This window comes from Ammoniphilus sp. YIM 78166, assembly GCF_004522215.1.
Lineage (GTDB): Bacteria > Bacillota > Bacilli > Aneurinibacillales > RAOX-1 > YIM-78166.
Map to the genome: position 1 here is coordinate 254207 of NZ_SDLR01000005.1, position 17014 is coordinate 271220.

17 protein-coding genes are annotated in these 17014 nt (G+C 43.2%); 1 reads left to right on the forward strand and 16 read right to left on the reverse strand.

Annotated features, from left to right (window positions below; all coding sequences use genetic code 11):
* Positions 1 to 9: 9 nt before the first annotated feature.
* Genes EIZ58_RS22435 through EIZ58_RS22445 form a run of 3 tightly spaced genes read right to left on the reverse strand, consistent with a single transcriptional unit; the run spans position 10 to position 3654 of the window.
* The gene (locus EIZ58_RS22435) at positions 10 to 495 is read right to left on the reverse strand and encodes a (2Fe-2S)-binding protein (protein ID WP_134703151.1); all 486 of its coding nucleotides are present in this window, start codon (positions 493 to 495) and stop codon (positions 10 to 12) included.
* The gene (locus EIZ58_RS22440; protein ID WP_134703152.1) at positions 482 to 1330 is read right to left on the reverse strand and encodes an FAD binding domain-containing protein; all 849 of its coding nucleotides are present in this window, start codon (positions 1328 to 1330) and stop codon (positions 482 to 484) included. Before EIZ58_RS22440 ends, EIZ58_RS22435 begins: the two co-directional genes overlap by 14 nt.
* Entirely contained in the window at positions 1327 to 3654 is a 2328-nt protein-coding gene (locus EIZ58_RS22445; RefSeq protein WP_134703153.1) for a xanthine dehydrogenase family protein molybdopterin-binding subunit, read from the reverse strand. The genes EIZ58_RS22440 and EIZ58_RS22445 overlap by 4 nt, the downstream gene beginning before the upstream one ends.
* Positions 3655 to 3867: 213 nt before the next feature.
* Here EIZ58_RS22445 and EIZ58_RS22450 point away from each other — a divergent pair, with 213 nt between their 5' ends.
* Positions 3868 to 4332, forward strand: coding sequence for a hypothetical protein (locus EIZ58_RS22450; protein ID WP_134703154.1), 465 nt, complete (start codon positions 3868 to 3870; stop codon positions 4330 to 4332).
* Positions 4333 to 4759: 427 nt separating this feature from the next.
* Here EIZ58_RS22450 and EIZ58_RS22455 read toward each other — a convergent pair whose 3' ends face one another.
* From EIZ58_RS22455 to EIZ58_RS22515, 13 genes are all read right to left on the reverse strand, one after another.
* Positions 4760 to 5869, reverse strand: coding sequence for a diguanylate cyclase (locus EIZ58_RS22455; protein ID WP_134703155.1), 1110 nt, complete (start codon positions 5867 to 5869; stop codon positions 4760 to 4762).
* A 235-nt stretch (positions 5870 to 6104) separates the two neighbouring features.
* Complete coding sequence (locus EIZ58_RS22460) at positions 6105 to 6311, reverse strand: hypothetical protein (RefSeq protein WP_134703156.1); 207 nt, start codon at positions 6309 to 6311, stop codon at positions 6105 to 6107.
* On the reverse strand, positions 6308 to 7195 hold the full coding sequence (locus tag EIZ58_RS22465) for an MBL fold metallo-hydrolase (RefSeq protein ID WP_134703157.1): 888 nt from the start codon (positions 7193 to 7195) through the stop codon (positions 6308 to 6310). The genes EIZ58_RS22460 and EIZ58_RS22465 overlap by 4 nt, the downstream gene beginning before the upstream one ends.
* Complete coding sequence (locus tag EIZ58_RS22470) at positions 7195 to 7641, reverse strand: GreA/GreB family elongation factor (RefSeq protein WP_240689321.1); 447 nt, start codon at positions 7639 to 7641, stop codon at positions 7195 to 7197. Before EIZ58_RS22470 ends, EIZ58_RS22465 begins: the two co-directional genes overlap by 1 nt.
* Positions 7642 to 7926: 285 nt before the next feature.
* Complete coding sequence (locus EIZ58_RS22475) at positions 7927 to 8544, reverse strand: FMN-binding negative transcriptional regulator (RefSeq protein ID WP_134703158.1); 618 nt, start codon at positions 8542 to 8544, stop codon at positions 7927 to 7929.
* Between the two features lie 31 nt (positions 8545 to 8575).
* The gene (paiA, locus tag EIZ58_RS22480; RefSeq protein ID WP_134703159.1) at positions 8576 to 9094 is read right to left on the reverse strand and encodes a spermidine/spermine N(1)-acetyltransferase; all 519 of its coding nucleotides are present in this window, start codon (positions 9092 to 9094) and stop codon (positions 8576 to 8578) included.
* A 22-nt stretch (positions 9095 to 9116) separates the two neighbouring features.
* Positions 9117 to 9569: a MarR family winged helix-turn-helix transcriptional regulator gene (locus tag EIZ58_RS22485; RefSeq protein WP_134703629.1), complete on the reverse strand. Its 453-nt coding sequence runs from the start codon at positions 9567 to 9569 to the stop codon at positions 9117 to 9119.
* Between the two features lie 160 nt (positions 9570 to 9729).
* Complete coding sequence (locus EIZ58_RS22490) at positions 9730 to 10227, reverse strand: DUF4825 domain-containing protein (RefSeq protein WP_134703160.1); 498 nt, start codon at positions 10225 to 10227, stop codon at positions 9730 to 9732.
* Positions 10228 to 10542: 315 nt separating this feature from the next.
* A complete protein-coding gene (locus tag EIZ58_RS22495; RefSeq protein WP_134703161.1) occupies positions 10543 to 11511 on the reverse strand; it encodes an NAD(P)-dependent alcohol dehydrogenase in 969 nt (322 codons plus the stop codon).
* Between the two features lie 149 nt (positions 11512 to 11660).
* Positions 11661 to 12986, reverse strand: coding sequence for a Na+/H+ antiporter family protein (locus tag EIZ58_RS22500; protein ID WP_134703162.1), 1326 nt, complete (start codon positions 12984 to 12986; stop codon positions 11661 to 11663).
* A 97-nt stretch (positions 12987 to 13083) separates the two neighbouring features.
* Positions 13084 to 14598: a histidine ammonia-lyase gene (gene hutH / locus EIZ58_RS22505; RefSeq protein ID WP_134703163.1), complete on the reverse strand. Its 1515-nt coding sequence runs from the start codon at positions 14596 to 14598 to the stop codon at positions 13084 to 13086.
* Between the two features lie 131 nt (positions 14599 to 14729).
* Positions 14730 to 15209 carry a histidine utilization transcription antiterminator HutP gene (gene hutP, locus EIZ58_RS22510; protein ID WP_134703164.1) on the reverse strand — a complete coding sequence of 160 codons (480 nt, stop codon included), beginning with the start codon at positions 15207 to 15209 and terminating at the stop codon, positions 14730 to 14732.
* 258 nt (positions 15210 to 15467) lie between these two features.
* Complete coding sequence (locus tag EIZ58_RS22515; protein ID WP_134703165.1) at positions 15468 to 16940, reverse strand: helix-turn-helix domain-containing protein; 1473 nt, start codon at positions 16938 to 16940, stop codon at positions 15468 to 15470.
* Positions 16941 to 17014: the final 74 nt, after the last annotated feature.

Below are 17014 nucleotides of genomic sequence, written 5' to 3' on the forward strand. Positions count from 1 at the left end.
TTTTAAGACCTACATTTTATTGGGATGATTTTGGTTCATCACGGACTTCACGGCTTCTTCAATTTCTTTATATCCTGTACATCTGCAAATATTTGACTCTAGCCATTCCTTCATTTGACTGTCGCTAGCTTGGGGATGATGGGTAAGGAGTGCATGGGCATTCAGGATGAAGCCAGGTGTACAATAACCACATTGAAAAGCAAAATGGTCAATAAAAGCTTGCTGTAGGGGAGTGTTTTTTAGCCCTTCAATTGTCGTTATTTTTTTCTTCCGAGCTTCGATAGCAAGCATCAGGCAAGATTTCATCGGTAAGCGATCTATTTGAACCGTACAGGCTCCACAGTCTCCATTTAAGCAGCCGGGCTTCGCTCCTGTAAGCCCGAGCTGTTCTCGAAGCACGTACAAAAGCGTATTCGCCGGTCTAACAAATACCCTTTTGGTTTCCCCATTAATTTCAAGATGTAACGAGATATGATCGCCTTCAAATTTTTGCATCACGATCCCCTCCCAGCGTAGTTAATATTTCCACCAAGAGATTCTGAATAACAAACAGTCGAAAATCAGAGGATCCTTCTACATCATTCAAAATGGGACTGGGAAGATGCCGAGTGGCATAACGTACTCTCTCGTTCATAGGGAGTTCTGGATTGTTGAGTTCCTCTTCCAATCTTCTAGAACGAAAAGGAAATGGGCAAACCCCACTAAAAGCAACTCTAATATGCGATTCCTTCTTTATGGCCGCTATCGTAACTAAGGGATATCCTGTCTCCCATTGCTGTCGCCTCTTGATAGCAACATAGGGCAAGCCTGTATCTTCTCTCTTCGTTCTAAGTAGAACCAGGAATTCTCCCTTATCCAACCGAAGATGCTGGTCAAAACGCTCATGTAGGGGAAAATAATGGACTCCTCTTGGACCAGCAATCAGGACTTCGCTATCCGTAAGTAAAAAAGGCAAAACAGCCTCCCGGTAAAAAATCCGTCCGCAAATATTTCCGCCTAGCGTAATTTTATTACGAGCCGTGTGGTCCGCAACCTCGCTGGATATCTTAGTCAAGAGCGGAAAAACATTAGCTTCTTCAATGCGGGTCAAGGACAAGGCAGCTCCAAGGGAGATATGATCATGATGGGTGCCAAGGATTTGGCTTTCGGGAATATCCCTAATATCAATGACAGCCCTTGTTGGAACAAGATTGAGCCGTCCCAGAGTAATGATCTCCGTACCTCCCCCATAATAGACTGGGTTTTGGCCCTTGCTTTCTAAATAATGATAAATCTCTATTGCTTCTCGGATCGATGAGGGCAGATAATAGTTGAAGTCATAGGGGATCATTTGGCATTCCCCTTCTCTTTCGTTCTCCAGATTACCTCAGGAATCAATGGCAAGTGATGCAAAGACACTCCGGCAGCCACCGACAAGCTATTCCCCAAACAGGAAGGCATCCCAATCAAACCATGTTCCCCTACACCTCTTGCCCCATAAGGAGCATCCAACTGCGGCGTTTCCACAAAATCTACGATATACTCCGGATGTTCTCCAAACCGAAGTGGCCGGTAGGTCCTCAGCTGCGGATTCAGGACCCTTCCCTGTTGATCAAATACGAATGTTTCCCTGCCGCCGAACGCTAATCCCATGCTCATGGCCCCCATCACTTGGCCCCTTGCCGCTTTTTCATTCAACACTTTTCCGAGATCAATGACGGAGACCGCTTTAACAATTCGATAGGTGTAATCTAGTGTATTGAATTCAACTTCCACCCCTTGGGCCCCCACGGTCCACTCCGGCCCTGGCTTCCCTGCCCCCGTTTCTGGATCTAATAGAGTCATATGCCTAAGGATGTAGGTTCCCCTCCCAATGACTTGGCCCCCAATAGCATTTCCATTCGGGTAGGTATAACCATAGGCAATATCCTTTAAGTCCAATCCCATTTTGGGGTCATCACGCAAAAAGACTCTACCGAAGGCAACCACAAGATCCTCCACAGGAGACCGCAAGACACAAGAGGCTATCGCCTTTAACTGTCGAATGGCGTCATCAGCTGCTACCAAGGCGGCTCTTCCGGCCATGAACGTTCCTCGGCTCGCAACCGTCTTCCAATGTTCCGGTGTGGTCTGGGTGTCTACTTCCATCCGGACATGGACCTGGTCCACGGGCATTTTTAGCCGTTCTGCTACGATTTGGGCTAGAATGGTTTTGGTTCCCGTGCCGATTTCGATCACACCAGACATAAGGTTTACGCTGCCGTCCGGATTAAACGTGAGAATGACACCGGAGCTCGCGTTCGTATCAATCGTGGAAGTTTTCCAAATACAGCTGATGCCTTTCGCTCGCACTTTCCCGTTCCCTAGATCGATTCGCTGCCCTTCTTCCCAATTCATATGACCCTTCAATCGTCGAATGCATTCAGGCAAATTCCCAACATTGCTGGTATTCAGAAGAACCTGCGTAGGCGTCCGATGTCCTGGAAGAATAGCATTCCTTTCACGTAAGACGAGAGGGTCCATGCCCAGCTTTTGGGCCAGGATATCCATCGTCCGCTCAAAGACAAAGTGCACTTCCGAATGGCTAAAGCCTCGAAAGGGTGCAGGATAAGGGTGGTTGGTATACACACATAACGAATCGCACCAAATATGTTCAATATGATAAGGACCCGTACAGTCCACAGCGGCCGCTCGACTTAAATCAATGGCTTTGTCCGAATAGGCCCCTCCATCAAATAAATAAAGAAGGGTCGCTAGTTTGAGCTTACCGTCCCGTGTACAGCCCAGCTTTACGGTTGCATCAAGACCAATGTGACAGGGAGCTGTCGTCATATCCTCTTCTCTTGTGTACAATAATTTGACGGGTCTGCCTCCAACTGCTTTTGAGGCCATATACGTGAGAATTTCGTACTGGACAGAGGCCTTGCCCCCATAAGCCCCTCCAACGAGCGGTGTGTGAACGATAATGTTCCCTACTTCCACTCCAAAATAAGCACTGATCAGTTTTTTCACCATAAAGGGGGCTTGGGAGGAAGTCGTGATGATAATCTTTCCATCCGATTGAATTTCCGCAAATGAACATCGGGTTTCCATCGCCGCGTGATCAGATGGCGCAAAGGAAAAATGGGCCTCCACCTTAACTTCGCTTTCCTTCCATCCTTTTTCTACATTTCCTTTGCGAATTTTCGTTCGGCTCGCCACATTGGAATTTGGCTCTGGATAGACCCCTTCAATTCGTCGATAACTCATGACATTCTCATGAACGAGAGGGGCATTTGGCTCGAGTGCTTGCCTAGGGGAGTTCACCACAGGAAGTGGTTCATAGGAAACACGGATCATGTCAGCCGCCCGTTTGGCTATGACCGGGCTATCAGCTACAACAAGCGCCACGGTCTCTCCATAGTAGCGAACTTTTCCATAAGCAATCGGCGGCCGATCTCGCATCTCTTCTCCCGTCAAGGGAGACGGCTGCCCTAGTAGAATCGCCCGCACTCCAGGAATCAATAAGGCATCACTCGTATCGATAGCCTTAATGATGGCGTGAGCGTAAGGACTGGTCACCATCTTTGCGTGAAGCATATCGCGTGAGGAGTAATCATTCGTATATCTTGCCGACCCGGTTACTTTTTCCTTAGCTTCTTTTCGAATCACACTTTTTCCAATAACCGTATCCAAGATCACTCATTCCTTTCGCACATTAAACTGGGTTCAACAGGGTAGACCTAGCTCATGAACCCATTTAGGAATCCGCCTCTAGTATCCTAATTAGACTTTTATGATAGCTAGCGATCATTCATTACATTTTCTCCTTCTAATACCTTATTGGATAGATGCTTATGCCAAAAATCGAGGATTGGAATACAGTGAATAAGAGGGTGGATGTTATGAATGAAAAAGGGTGAACGGGAAAAAGAAACACTGAGCATTCTTCAAATACAGCGGACCGTTGATCTTGCAACTGCTTATTTACTGTTCATTAACCAAATCACGATTAGTTCCACTGTTATTTCTTCTGGAGGGTTTCGTGTGACCGTCGGCGGGCCCATAACAGGAACGGGACGCCTTGTGAGCAAATCAGGAAGCGCAGTAGAGAATCTCGTAATCAGAGGAATAAGCGTAACAATCGGACTGTTATTACTTGTGAACCAGATTAATGTTCAAGGTGCTTTTATTGGTCCCGGCAGGTTTACCATTAACATTACGGGTCCCATTTTTGGTATTCCAAGAAATGAACCGAACTTAAATGTAGTCAAAAGATTTAAGGCATTACGCGCAATTCTCAAGAAACAGTTTAAACACCACCCCAGGGTGTGGGAAAGAATAGAAAGAGGTGTGCAAAATGGCTTCCAATGACTTAACACCATCCAAGGACCTCATTTTCATGGCCGCACTTTCGCTTGGTATTTTTATCTTTTTCTTTACCAAGGGAGAACAGAGAGGGAGGTAGTTTTAGCCATTGACTGCAGAAGGCGAGAATCCCAACTACAAAAAAGTCGACAACCTGATGACTATTTTTACGTAGTCTATCTAGATGTCGGCTTTATTTGTTTCGGAACTTGTAAAATTCAAGCAAATCCTTGTTTCAACCGCTATCATTGCAGTGATCGGATGCAGAAAAGATCCTTTTGATTTCAGGTTCCGTTGTTCTCATGGCTATTCTATGTACTCTTCCTTTAAGTCGAAATCTAGCCAAAAGATGGTTTTACAGTCACTTGCCTCTGACTAATTAAAAAGCAGAGGGTGTCCCATAAGTTTTGGGACACCCTCTTTTCATCCTCTTTTATAGTGAATCTTGTACAACTACAAGGTTTCTACCTAAGCTTTTAGCTTTATACAAGGATTCATCCGCTTTTTTAAACAAATCTTTCGTTTCACAGGTTTCGGGATAGGTTGCGATGCCAATGGAAACGGTAATCTGAATACTTAGGCCAGTTGGTAATAAAAAATAATGTTCCTCCATCGTTTTCCTAATTCGTTCAGCTATATTTTGGGCTTGGCTTTTCGTTTGATCTGGTAAAATGATAGAAAATTCCTCTCCGCCGTTTCGAGACACAATATCCCCTAGACGGGTAGCCTTTTGCAGGATGACCCCGATCTCCTTTAATACAGCATCTCCCGCTTCATGTCCATACCTATCATTGATTTTTTTAAAGTGATCAATATCAAGAAGGAGAAGGGTTAGATTCTTTTGCTGTTGCTTGGCTTTGAACATATAGGCGTTGAACAACGTTTCAAATTGTCGTTGGTTATTCAAACTCGTTAAAAAGTCCGTAGCAGAATCCTTTTCCAACTTTTTAAAGATGGAGTTTCTAGCCCGAATATACTCCATGGTATAGTAGGAAAAATACATCGCCACAAAGGAAAAAAACCAGTGAATAGGCAAAATCTTATAACAAAAAGTAGATAGATTGAATTCAATATCATGATTTAACATGTGTACGATTAAGAACGAAATGGCCGTCATACAGAAAGTATTCATGAGGATCAGTCTTTGAAGGACAGACCAGCGAGTAGTGAAGTTAAACAAGATACCGCATCCCATCCCCAAGATGAACATCACCATCGAGGCTTCCATGGCATTATGCGTGACATCCAGTAACAACAATCGCCCTATAGCTACAATTAATCCCGCAATAACAGAAGGAAAAAAACCGCAATAGGCTGCAATTAATATAATACCAATGTGGCGTAAGTCCACTATTGTAGTGGGATTAACATGAATGGAAAATTTCATTAATACAATCCCTAACACACCACAAAGGACACTTAAAACCAACTTAACACCCAATGGGGAATCAGGTGAAATCGGATGATACTGGTTGAAAAAACGACTCACTAAGAAAATGAGTGAAACGATAATACAAGTATTGATAAATAAATCACTGAACATCCATATCACCTATTAAATTATCGAGGTATGAGATAAAACATCTTCATTGTAGGTTTTAATAACCATAAGTGCAATATAAAAATTTTAGTATAACTTCAGTTATCTTCGGATGACTAAAAATCTTCCTAAACTATTGCACCCACAACCCGGTAAATCCTTTGAAGACGTGTTCGAATGTCCCATTCGTAAAACAAGAAGGAGGTCGTTCACTAAAGGTGAACAACCTCCTTACATTTCAATAAGAAGTACGTTGATTTGATTGTATGATATGCTCATTTATCAATCGAATCTGAGAATAAAGATCCATCCGGGTCTTCCAATCCATGCTCGGATCGATTATTTGGTTTTTGATTTGTTCCTTCATATCTTCTAAATCTTGAACATCCTTTACTCCCATCCAGACATACGTCCATTGGCTAGGTGAGAGGAGGCTGCGGTTCATTGTAGATAACCACCTCCTGGACCGGGATTGGAAGGGCTGCTTTCTATCTTCCAAGTTTCTCCTTGTCGCAAGAGCCTCAACGTATGATCTAGCAAACCACGCTTACGCCATTCGTCTCTTAGTCTCGTCCACAACTCCTGTTCAGATTCGCTGAATGCAACGGTTCCATTTTGCATGGGAATGAACTGTTTAGCTTGCACATCTATAAAGGCTTGAACAGCATCTTCTAAGGGCATAACATCTGTTTTGCGAAACCATTGGGGTTTAGAAGGCCCAATGGGGATGATTGCAATATCTATAGCATATTTCCTCCCGATCTCAGTAAAACCCGGAAAATATCCGGTATCTCCAGCGAAATAAATATGTTCCTTTGTCTTAGGATTATGACATATCCATCCCCCCGTGGAACATTTTTTTTCATCGAAGAGACTTTTCCTTGTTCCACGATGAGAAGGAACGAAGGTAAATTGAAGAGGAATCTTTACAAAGTGGTTCCACCAAGATACTTCTTTGACATGATTAAACCCCTTTCCAATAAATACTTCCTGCAAACCGTTAGGTACTAAATAGAGGGGATCTCCCTTTATTCGGTGAAAGGTATGGAAGTGCAACCAAAGATGCTGTCCATGAGAAAGTAACACCACATCAATGGCTGGCAATTCGTCCAGATGGATCTCCGGGGCGGAAATTCTTCTCTTTAAGCCCATAAAAGAGGTCCAAATTGGATCTGTTAGAATATTTAATCCACCGGTTTGAATCAAAAAAGTAGAATGTCCGACCCAAGTAATCGATGTTGTTTTGCGGTTAGACTGTAAAAATTGGATCTGTTTATCATCGGGTACGTTGGGAATCGATTCCTGGGTCCATTGCAAATGATGGTTCATCACCAGACCATCCCTTCATTGTATTGGATGTTCTGGATGACTACCGAAGTTTCACCAGTCGGAGTACATAAAACGACTCTCTCCCCCAGTTCTCTTAATAAAAGCTGATTGCCTACTGGGGATAGAAAGGATATACAACCTTGTTCAGGATTCGACTGTTCTGGAAAGCAAATGGTGAACTGATCGGTAAACTGATCATCTTCATACAATACGGAGACTTCGGTTCCGATATAGACTTTATTTAAACAAGCTGAAGCCTGATTTCCAAGACTGGAAATCAAATGTTCAATCTCCGAAACATACTGTTCGAAAAATTTGAGATTCCTATCCCGAGTTGGAGCAGAAGACAGATATTGATTCAATAACTCGGTTCGATTTTCATCAATAAAAACCAGTTGCTTGACTAACCCACTCCTTAATGGATGGTTATAACTATGGTTCATCATAGATACACCCCCTGGATGGATTATAACCTCTGCAGAATTTCATACTTACTGACATCATGTTCGCCTCCTTAAAAAATAGCATAAAGACAAGGACTTCCAGCGTATGGAAATCCTTAGCAATATCTTAACACATCCTAGTAGAAATTTCACCATGTAGACTCCTCATACTCCGATATAAGAATAGCTTCTATTGAAGCCCTTTCGGAGATGTAGTATCCATCATTATCGGAAGCTTTTCATGCCGATAGGAAAGTTTGTTCGATTTGGAGCATAGTCGGCTCATCCTTACTTCATTCTTTGTAGGTTTGCGTTCATGAGAGTGGCAATCTTTCGTTCATTCTCACCTGAGCTCCGTTCCAGTTGTTGGATGACAAGCTCTTGTCGTTCTACTGGATGGTTCTGACTTAACTTTGCTTTGCCCTCAATCTTGGTTATTTTCATTTTAAATCCTTGAACACCCTTGCTCAATCCTCCCACATAGTCAGCGTCCACATCTTGCAATCGGTATGGACTACCAGGGGCTTCGTACTTCTGTACCATTTCATGAAAGGACTCCATTAACTGCTGCTCATCGTCAATAAGTTCGATTTCTCCGTTTACATGAACCGTCACATAATTCCAGGTTGGCACTGCTTTATTCGTCTCATACCATGAGGGGGAGATATAGCAATGCGGACCATGAAAAACTGCTAAAACCACCTGATTTTGAATATCTTTCCATTGTGGATTTGGACGGGCAAAATGTCCATATAAGTATTGATTTTCCTGATCCAAAATTAAAGGTAAATGTGTAGCAAAGGGTATTCCGTTATGATGAGAGAATAAGGTCGCAAAGCTGTATTCTTTCATAACCTTATAAGCAATGTTTACATCTTCAATTAAAAAGTGTGAAGGAATATACATAAGTCTCTCCTTAAAGTTTTTTAAAATAGAGTTACATGAGTGTTTTGGTCATGATAAAGTCCATTTGCTCTTCATCCCCCATGTAAAAAGAATGAGATCCCGTTTGAACAAACCCCATCTTCTTGTAGAAGGCAATAGCATTTTCATTTTTTTCCCATACACCTAGCCAAATTTTCTTTTTATTACTCTCCGTCGCCATTTCCAATGCTTGATTTAGCAGATGTTTACCAAGTCCATGTTTTTGAAATTTTTTCTTTATATAAATCCGCTCGATTTCAAGTGATTCATCCCCCATTTTTTCAGACTGAGCATCATTCGTATTCAGCTTTAAATACCCAGCAACTTCATGATGAAGATAAACCAAAAAAAATTGCGAAGAAAGATGGGATAATTCTTTTTCTAGTTGATTGAAGTTAAATGCCCGTTCCAAATAGGCACTCATATTTTCAGGTGAATTCTGATCCTCAAATGTCTCCTTAAATGTTTCATAACTAATTTCTTGTAGTGTGCGTAAATCTTCAAGGGTGCACGGTTTTATATTTATAGTCATAAATATGTCGCTCCTCTATTGATCAATAATTTCTCTTGTTTCCCTTTTTAACATGTTCCCAATCTTTTTCTATATTTTTTCTTACTCTCTGAAGAAGTGTAAAAATGGTTTCTACTTCCCCATGGGAAAACCCCTCTAATGCCACGCTATTGGAGTAATCATTTTCTCTTTTTATAAAAGGGTATACCCCCTTCGCTTTCTCTGTCGGAAACAGTTTCTTAATTTTTTTGTTATGTCGATCTTCTCTCTTTTCGATAAAGCCATTCATTTCGAGGTTTTTGATTGCACGTGATGCGGTTGTTCGATCTACTTTTATCATCTCAGCTAACTTTTCCTGAATGATTCCTGGGTTTTCACAGATTCGCACAAGGTACAAATACTGCCCTTTTGTAAGGTCATATTCTTTAAATTCTATATTACTTATAGAATCTAATGCCCTTGCAATCATCCCAATTTCACGAAGAATTTCCTTCATCATGAACTCCTTAGCTCCTATTTTTATTGCAAATGCAATAATTACATAAAAATAATCTACTATAAAATTATTGAGTTTGCAACAAAAAAGATAACTAAAAACCCCAATCTTCTTGAAATCAACCAAGAGATTAGGGTTTATTTATTCGTCCGAATTCCCGTTAATTAAAAAACGAATGAACTCTATCTTCATCCTCTAATTTTTCAATAATGACCTTTCTTAGTTCCTCCTCGTTATTAAACTGCCTGATGTCTTTTTCGTATAAACTGTGTAACTTTTCTCTGGTCACAATGAACTCTTTTTCGACAAAATTAAATTGAACCCATTCAGCGTTATGGACTAATGCAAGGATAAAGGTTGCGTTATATAGAGCAAGTTCTTTGTAGTTTGTTTCCATACCATCGCTTTTTTCAGCCTCGATATAATTTAGAATGATTCCAAAAGGTTCTTCTTTCGTTTGGAGTTCCATTCCATTTGGATGTTCACCATTTGGATTCGGTAATCGGGAAGCGATCTTCCCAACAGCCCCGTTATCTCCAACATAAGAATTTTTATATTGGAATAGATCATCCTCCTTATGCACATCGGTTGGGCTGCAGCCATTTAAGATAAGCAATACAATCATTAAGAAAGATAAAATCTTTGGTGTTTGTTTCACTTTCATTCCTCCTCGTACAAGAATCTCCCTTTGTTATAATTTGTAATACGTTTTGAAGAGATGGAAGTTACAGTAATGCTCCCCTTTAGCGCAGCATAATGCGGGGGAAGGAAGCCAACCCCCTTCCCATACTATCGATAATCGTCGGTTGAATTTCTTTTTCGGTTGAAAGGATGGCTTACCTGTTAACATAGCAACTTGCTTTCACCTCTCCAATAACACAAAACGCTGCCTTTTCAATGGCAGCCTTTTGTCTCTGATATTTAGCTATTGAACTTAATCTCTCTGTAAGAAAAGCGGCAAAAGCCATTGCCTTCAACCTGGTCGAACGGTTAAAACCACGTTACCTTTCTTATGGCCCTGCTCCACATAGCGGTGAGCCTCTGCTGCTTGCTCCAGCGGATAACGGCGATCAATGACCGAACGCAGCTTACCGGCCTCGATCAACTCCTTAAGATATATCAAGTCTTTTGCGTTCTCCTTCGTTGTTCCTCCGATCACCTTCTTCTTGCTTGTGAAGTTGGTCCATAGCCCTAGAAAGATAGGCAGAGGGCTCATATGGACCGCTCGTAGGTAGAAGCCGTGGGGTGTCAGACGCTTGACGCAAGCACGGAATGGACTTTTCCCAACCGTATCGAAAATGATATCGTAGGTCGGCCCATGATCGGTAACCTTCTCTTTCGTATAGTCGATAACTCGATCGGCACCCAGCGATGTAACCAACTCCACATTCGACGTACTGCATACTCCGGTCACTTCCGTGTCAAAATGCTTAGCAAGCTGTACTGCATACGTCCCGACGCTTCCGGAAGCACCGTAGACAAGCACGCGCTTGCTGGATTGGATGTTGCCTTTGCGAAGAAATTGCAAGGCGGTATAGGCTCCAACTGGAACTGCGGCCGCCTCCTCGAACGTCATGTTCGCGGGCTTGAGCGCGATTGCGCCGTTCTCGGGCAGGCATTTGTATTCAGCATACGCGCCAAATTCGAATCCACAGGCGCCATAAACAGCATCCCCCGGCTTAAACCGAGTAACGCCTTTGCCTGTCGATTCTACCACTCCCGCCAGTTCAAATCCGAGAATATTTACTCTTTTCGGTTTCCACAGACCGTTAAACAGCCGCGCAAGAAAAGGATCTGCCTTGCGTATGCGCCAATCCCCCGCTGCAGCAGTTGCAGCATAGACCTTAATTAATATCTCGTTGTCCTTCGGTACAGGCTTGGCCACCTCTCGCAGCTGAAGTACATCCGGCGGTCCGTACTTCTCGTATACGATTGCTTTCATCCCTTCCTCCTCCATCCGACTCTACACGGGGGAATTCGACTAAAATTCGCTGTATGGAACGCCTACACTCAACTCTCTTAGCTTTTAATAATCTATTATCTTTTAACCCGCATCAGAACATGACATAATCATTTAAGCATGTATCATATCTACAGAATCATCGCAGCCAGGACCCCGAATAGAATAAGGGGGATGTTATAATGTAAGAATGTAGGCACACAAGTGTCCCATATATGATGATGCCTACCATCTGCGTTTAACCCTGCCGTGGGACCTAACGTGCTGTCAGAAGCAGGTGATCCTGCATCCCCAAGAGCACCCGCTGTACCAATTAATGCTGCAGTTGCCAATGGCGAGAACCCTACTGCTGCACAAATGGGCACGAATAAGGCCGCTATTATAGGGATGGTTCCGAATGAGGACCCAATTCCCATCGTTATTAAAAGTCCCACTAGTAGCATCATGATAGCAATAATCAGTTTACTACTTCCTAAGATACCCGTTGCGGCTTGCACCAGATCCTCCACAGCTCCAGTCTCCTTCAAAATCGTGGCATAGCCGGAGGCGATTAGCATCACGAATGCAATCATGCCCATCATCGTGATTCCCTCCGAAATCACCTTCTCTCCCTCTCGGAATGGGACAACTGCAAATAAAAACATGAGTACAATCCCAGACATTGCTCCCAAGACAAGGGAATCCGTTAACAGTTGAACGATGAGTGCAACGACAATCGACATGATCGTAAAGAAATGACGGTAAGTAAATGTCAATTCCATCTCTTCTGCAACAGCAATCTCATTAGTCGTTTGATAATCTATCATCGCTTGTTCATCCAATGACAGTTCCCGATCTTTCCTATACGAGATAAATATGGCAATCAGCAACCCAACAACCATTCCCAATCCCGGTATTAACATCGCATAAGCAACAGAGGAAAGCCCAATTTCCATCCCGCTTGCTTTCATTTCATCGGAAATAATCCCATGGAAGATTAACCCGAACCCTGCTGGTATCATCATATAGGGCGCCTTCAATCCAAACGTTAATGCGGTGGCGACGCTTCGTCGGTCGACCTTCATTCTATCAAATAAATGTAACAAAGGGGGAATCAAGATCGGTATAAAAGCAATGTGTACCGGAATGGCATTTTGAGACATACAGGCGACCCCAGCAATCGTCAATAACATAACAAAACGTTTTCCTTTTAAAATGCTTACAAGTCTTTTTACAAGAAATCCCGTAATTCCTGAATATCCAATCATCACAGCAAATACCCCAAGCATGATATAGCTTAGTGCCGTATTGGCTTGTCCACCCATCCCGGAGATGAGCATATTCATGGTTTCGGACAAAGACAACCCTTCTATTAAACCTGCAACACCCGCTGCTATTAAAATGGCAAACATCACATTCACACGGAAAAGACTTAATAGGGACATGACAAGGACAGAAACCACCACCGCATTGAACATAAAACCACCCTTTCTACAACTATGACTTAAGCGCTTCCACACAATCTTTTAAAGAGAGCCGGGAATGAATCCCGGCTAGAATTCTATTTAAAGCAGCTTAAACGGTTACCATACTACGATCGATGACAAACTCTCGCTCTTTCATCCGTTCGGATAGACTCTCGATATCCTTGGAGAATACACGATCCTTTTCAATGATCGGAACCACGGCACGGATAGCGTCATGCAGGCATTTGGTTTTCGGAGCTAGTTTCTCCTTGCCGCGAATGTCAGCAGCTTGTGCCGCACAAATCGCTTCGATGGCTAATACTTTTCGGCTGTTGTTAATAATCATCGCAGCGTGCCTAGCAGCCGTCGTTCCCATGCTGACATGATCCTCCTGATTCGCAGAAGAAGGGATTGAATCCACACTGGATGGATGTGCCAAGGTTTTATTCTCAGAGACCAGGGAGGCTGCGACATATTGGGTAATCATTAAACCGGATTGCAACCCTGGATCGTTACTCAAGAATCCAGGAAGATCGTTTAACTGCGGGTTGACGAGACGTTCAATTCGTCGTTCTGAAATGCTCGCGATTTCCGCCACGGCTATGCCAAGGAAATCCATCGCGAAGGCAATAGGCTGGCCATGAAAGTTACCGCCAGAAATAACTTTTCCAGAGTCAGAGAAAATAAGCGGGTTATCTGTGGCTGAGTTCATTTCAATCAGCAGCTTTTCTCTGACATACGCGAGCACTTGCTGAATCGCACCATGTACTTGCGGGATGCAGCGTAAGGAATAGGCATCCTGAACGCGAAGCTCCCCTTGCCTCGTCGTAAGCTGGCTTCCTTCAATATAAGAGAGGATTCGCTCCGCTACTTGTCTTTGTTCCGGATAAGGGCGAACCAAATGGGATTCCGGCATAAAAGCATCCACTACACCCCTTAAGCCTTCCAAGGTTAAGGCCGCAACCCCATCAGCTAAGAGGGCCAAGTGTTCCGCTTCTAAATAGGCCATCACGCCAATCGCCGTCATAGCTTGGGTACCATTAATTAAAGCTAGCCCCTCTTTAGCTTGCAGACGAATTGGTTTTAATCCCGCTTGACGAAGTGCCTCAAGACCATCTAGCCTCTTCCCCTTATATACAACCTCTCCTTCACCAATAACTGCAAGGGCCAAGTGGGATAACGGAGCCAAGTCACCGCTAGCTCCCAAAGAGCCTTGGCTGGGGATGACCGGATGGATGCCATGATTGATCATGTCCACCAACAGTTGCAAGGTTTCTCTTCGGATTCCGGAATACCCTTTTGCCAGTGCATTCGCTCGCAGCAGCAACATGGCCCGGCTTACCTCCTCCGATAGCGGCTCACCGACGGCACAAGCATGGCTTCGAATCAGATTCAATTGCAAATCCTCCACGTCCTGGCGAGAAATACTGGTATCACTGAATTTCCCAAATCCGGTTGTCACGCCGTATACCACATTCCCCTGCGATACGTTCCTATCAACAACTTCCCTGCTTTTCTCCACTTTTTTCCAAGCTTCTTCCGCTATTTCTACCGGTTGTCGATTCGTAATCACTTCTCTAATTTGCTCTAAAGTCAATTGGTTTCCATTTAATTGAATCGTCATCGTGATCTTATCTCCTTTGTTAGTTAAATAAAATAGAATACAAAAAGGAGGCTACACCAAGAAAACTCTCGTCTTGGTATAGCCCCCTGATCACTAAATCACTATAGGCTAACTAAACTAGTATAATTATATTAGATATGGTTATACCCAAATCCCAACACATCATGCTCAAACCCTTTTTGTGGAGCACCGATCGTTCCATAAATACAAACACTCAGCCATTCCCCAGCCTGACCTGAGACATCCACTTGGCCTCTTGCAATACAAAAGGTTAACCCTACGGTTCGCAAGATCTCTCCAAATTGAATGGTACCTCTGCCCACTCCCTGAAGGGCTTCGATGATCGCATGATACAGCGAATGGACTTCACGGTAAGAGTTGGCATCAATGATTTTATTCGATTTAGCGCTTGTTTCTAACGCCGCTACAACCTTGGTAAGATCCATCGCACCGACCTTCCCTACTGTAAAGCGATATTCCCTGCTAATCATCTCATTTTCAATAACCTTGCTCATTTCAGCATCATGTTGTAAGAGAACCATTAATGAAGTTAATCTTCCCAAGGAAAACTTCGTATGGTCGGCGAATCTCAGATCTTTACGATTGTCCATTGGACTCCCTTCCCTTGCTGAATTCACTTACAATTCAAGTGTAAGTATTTTATATAGATTTACAGTTTTTTCCTCCAATAAAAAAAACAAAAAACTTCGCACCAAAAGAAAACATAAAATGGTTTCTTTTGCGCCAAGCTCTTTTCTAAATAACTAATAACTAAATGGAGCAATCTACTAATCTCTATATCCAGATTACTCCATAGAAGCTAAGCTGTCAATAACCATTTTTTATTATATTTTGCCAGGCGACGGGATTTATTTTTGTCTCCAAGCTCTAGGCGAACAGCCCGTATATTCCTTAAATAACCTGCTAAAATAATTCGGATCATCATACCCTACGGCAAAAGAGACTTCACGAACGGTTAACGATGATGTAGATAATAGATGCTTAGCCTGCTTCATACGCACATCGGTTACATATTGGCGAAAGGTCTGAGCCCTTTTCACGGATAACATATGGCTAAAATAACTGGGGCTTCGCTGTACATAGTTTGCTACTTCTTCTAGACTCAGATCAGACCGGTGAAAATGTTCATCGATATAACGCAGACCTCTCTCGATAAAATCTCCGTGGGCATGCTCCTTTTGGTTGCTTGCCTCTTGAAGAATATCATAAATAAATAAAAGAATTTCCTGTACAATTCGAAACAGAACGGGAACATGTAGAATGGTCTGGAAAATCTCCTGATAGCGGATTTCCACTTGAGGGATTTTTTCAAGCTGATAGGTCTGCATGAAACGGCGTAAGTGCGCAAGGATGCTGGTTAAACGGATACGCAATAATTCGGGCTCAGGAAATCCTTCCGGAAATTCAGTAAACTGCTCGTACAGCCATCGCTTGATCGCCACTTTATCCCCTTCTTCAAGCATCGCCATCCACACTCGCTGTTCTGCAGGCGTTAAAAATGGATCCATGTCAAGAAAAACAGGTACTTCTTGAATCAGAACAATTTGTTGATGTCCTTTGAAGAATATCATTTTAACGGCCTGCAAGGCTCTCTCATAGCAGGTATGGATGCTATTGGAAGGATGACCTATAGGAGAAAGAGCGATAAACAATTTGCTTCCGGTTCTCCCTAGGGCCTCCCTGACCAACCGCTGTGCTTCTTGATACAGCATTTCACTGGTATAAGCAGGCAACAGACAGACGATATGTTCACGCAACGGCAAAATATGAGCTTGCTGGACAAAGGAATAATTCTCCATCCATTCGGCAAGCTCCCTGATCTCCTCTCGATCTTCCGGATGCACAACCATCATGCCCATCCCCTCAGATAAGGGTACATCGGTATCGTAAAATAAAGAAGGATACAGGTGCTGTAGGGTTTCCTTTTCGCTTCCTGCTCGTTCCCCTTCTTTTTTTCGTTTATTGCGTACGACTGCCGTGAGAGTCTGTCTGATCCGATCCGGTGATAAGGGTTTGATTAGCAGTCCTGTGGCTTGCAGCTGTATAGCTTGCCAGGCTCGCTCAAAAACGGCTTCAGCTGTTAAAGCAATAATCGCCCCTGCATATCTCTCTGCAGCACGAATAAAGATATCCCAACTACCGGAAGGAATCATTTCCAACTCTACAATGAGGATATCCGGCTGATATTCTTCCAGTTCTTTTATGAGCGCCGCCATATCTCCGGATTGGCGAATTTCAGAAAATCTCATCGAATAAGAAGTAATGAGCCATTCAAGCCCTGTCCGTTCCATCGAGTCTCGATCAGCAATTAGCAGGCGCATAGAAACGTCCTTTCGTCTTTTCTCATAGTAAATTCCTTTTCTATATGAAAAGGCCAAATCCTTGCAGAAGAAGG

Bases quoted from the DNA above. Each gene is read 5' to 3' on its own strand.
- hutP (WP_134703164.1), bottom strand. From the start codon at position 15,209: ATGGACAATCGTAAAGATCTGAGATTCGCCGACCATACGAAGTTTTCC.
- EIZ58_RS22495 (WP_134703161.1), bottom strand. From the start codon at position 11,511: ATGAAAGCAATCGTATACGAGAAGTACGGACCGCCGGATGTACTTCAG.
- EIZ58_RS22440 (WP_134703152.1), bottom strand. From the start codon at position 1,330: ATGATCCCCTATGACTTCAACTATTATCTGCCCTCATCGATCCGAGAA.
- EIZ58_RS22470 (WP_240689321.1), bottom strand. From the start codon at position 7,641: ATGATGAACCATAGTTATAACCATCCATTAAGGAGTGGGTTAGTCAAG.
- EIZ58_RS22455 (WP_134703155.1), bottom strand. From the start codon at position 5,869: ATGTTCAGTGATTTATTTATCAATACTTGTATTATCGTTTCACTCATT.
- EIZ58_RS22485 (WP_134703629.1), bottom strand. From the start codon at position 9,569: ATGAAGGAAATTCTTCGTGAAATTGGGATGATTGCAAGGGCATTAGAT.
- EIZ58_RS22460 (WP_134703156.1), bottom strand. From the start codon at position 6,311: ATGAACCGCAGCCTCCTCTCACCTAGCCAATGGACGTATGTCTGGATG.
- EIZ58_RS22475 (WP_134703158.1), bottom strand. From the start codon at position 8,544: ATGTATATTCCTTCACACTTTTTAATTGAAGATGTAAACATTGCTTAT.
- hutH (WP_134703163.1), bottom strand. From the start codon at position 14,598: ATGACGATTCAATTAAATGGAAACCAATTGACTTTAGAGCAAATTAGA.
- EIZ58_RS22515 (WP_134703165.1), bottom strand. From the start codon at position 16,940: ATGCGCCTGCTAATTGCTGATCGAGACTCGATGGAACGGACAGGGCTT.
- paiA (WP_134703159.1), bottom strand. From the start codon at position 9,094: ATGACTATAAATATAAAACCGTGCACCCTTGAAGATTTACGCACACTA.
- EIZ58_RS22465 (WP_134703157.1), bottom strand. From the start codon at position 7,195: ATGAACCATCATTTGCAATGGACCCAGGAATCGATTCCCAACGTACCC.
- EIZ58_RS22435 (WP_134703151.1), bottom strand. From the start codon at position 495: ATGCAAAAATTTGAAGGCGATCATATCTCGTTACATCTTGAAATTAAT.
- EIZ58_RS22450 (WP_134703154.1), top strand. From the start codon at position 3,868: ATGAAAAAGGGTGAACGGGAAAAAGAAACACTGAGCATTCTTCAAATA.
- EIZ58_RS22500 (WP_134703162.1), bottom strand. From the start codon at position 12,986: ATGTTCAATGCGGTGGTGGTTTCTGTCCTTGTCATGTCCCTATTAAGT.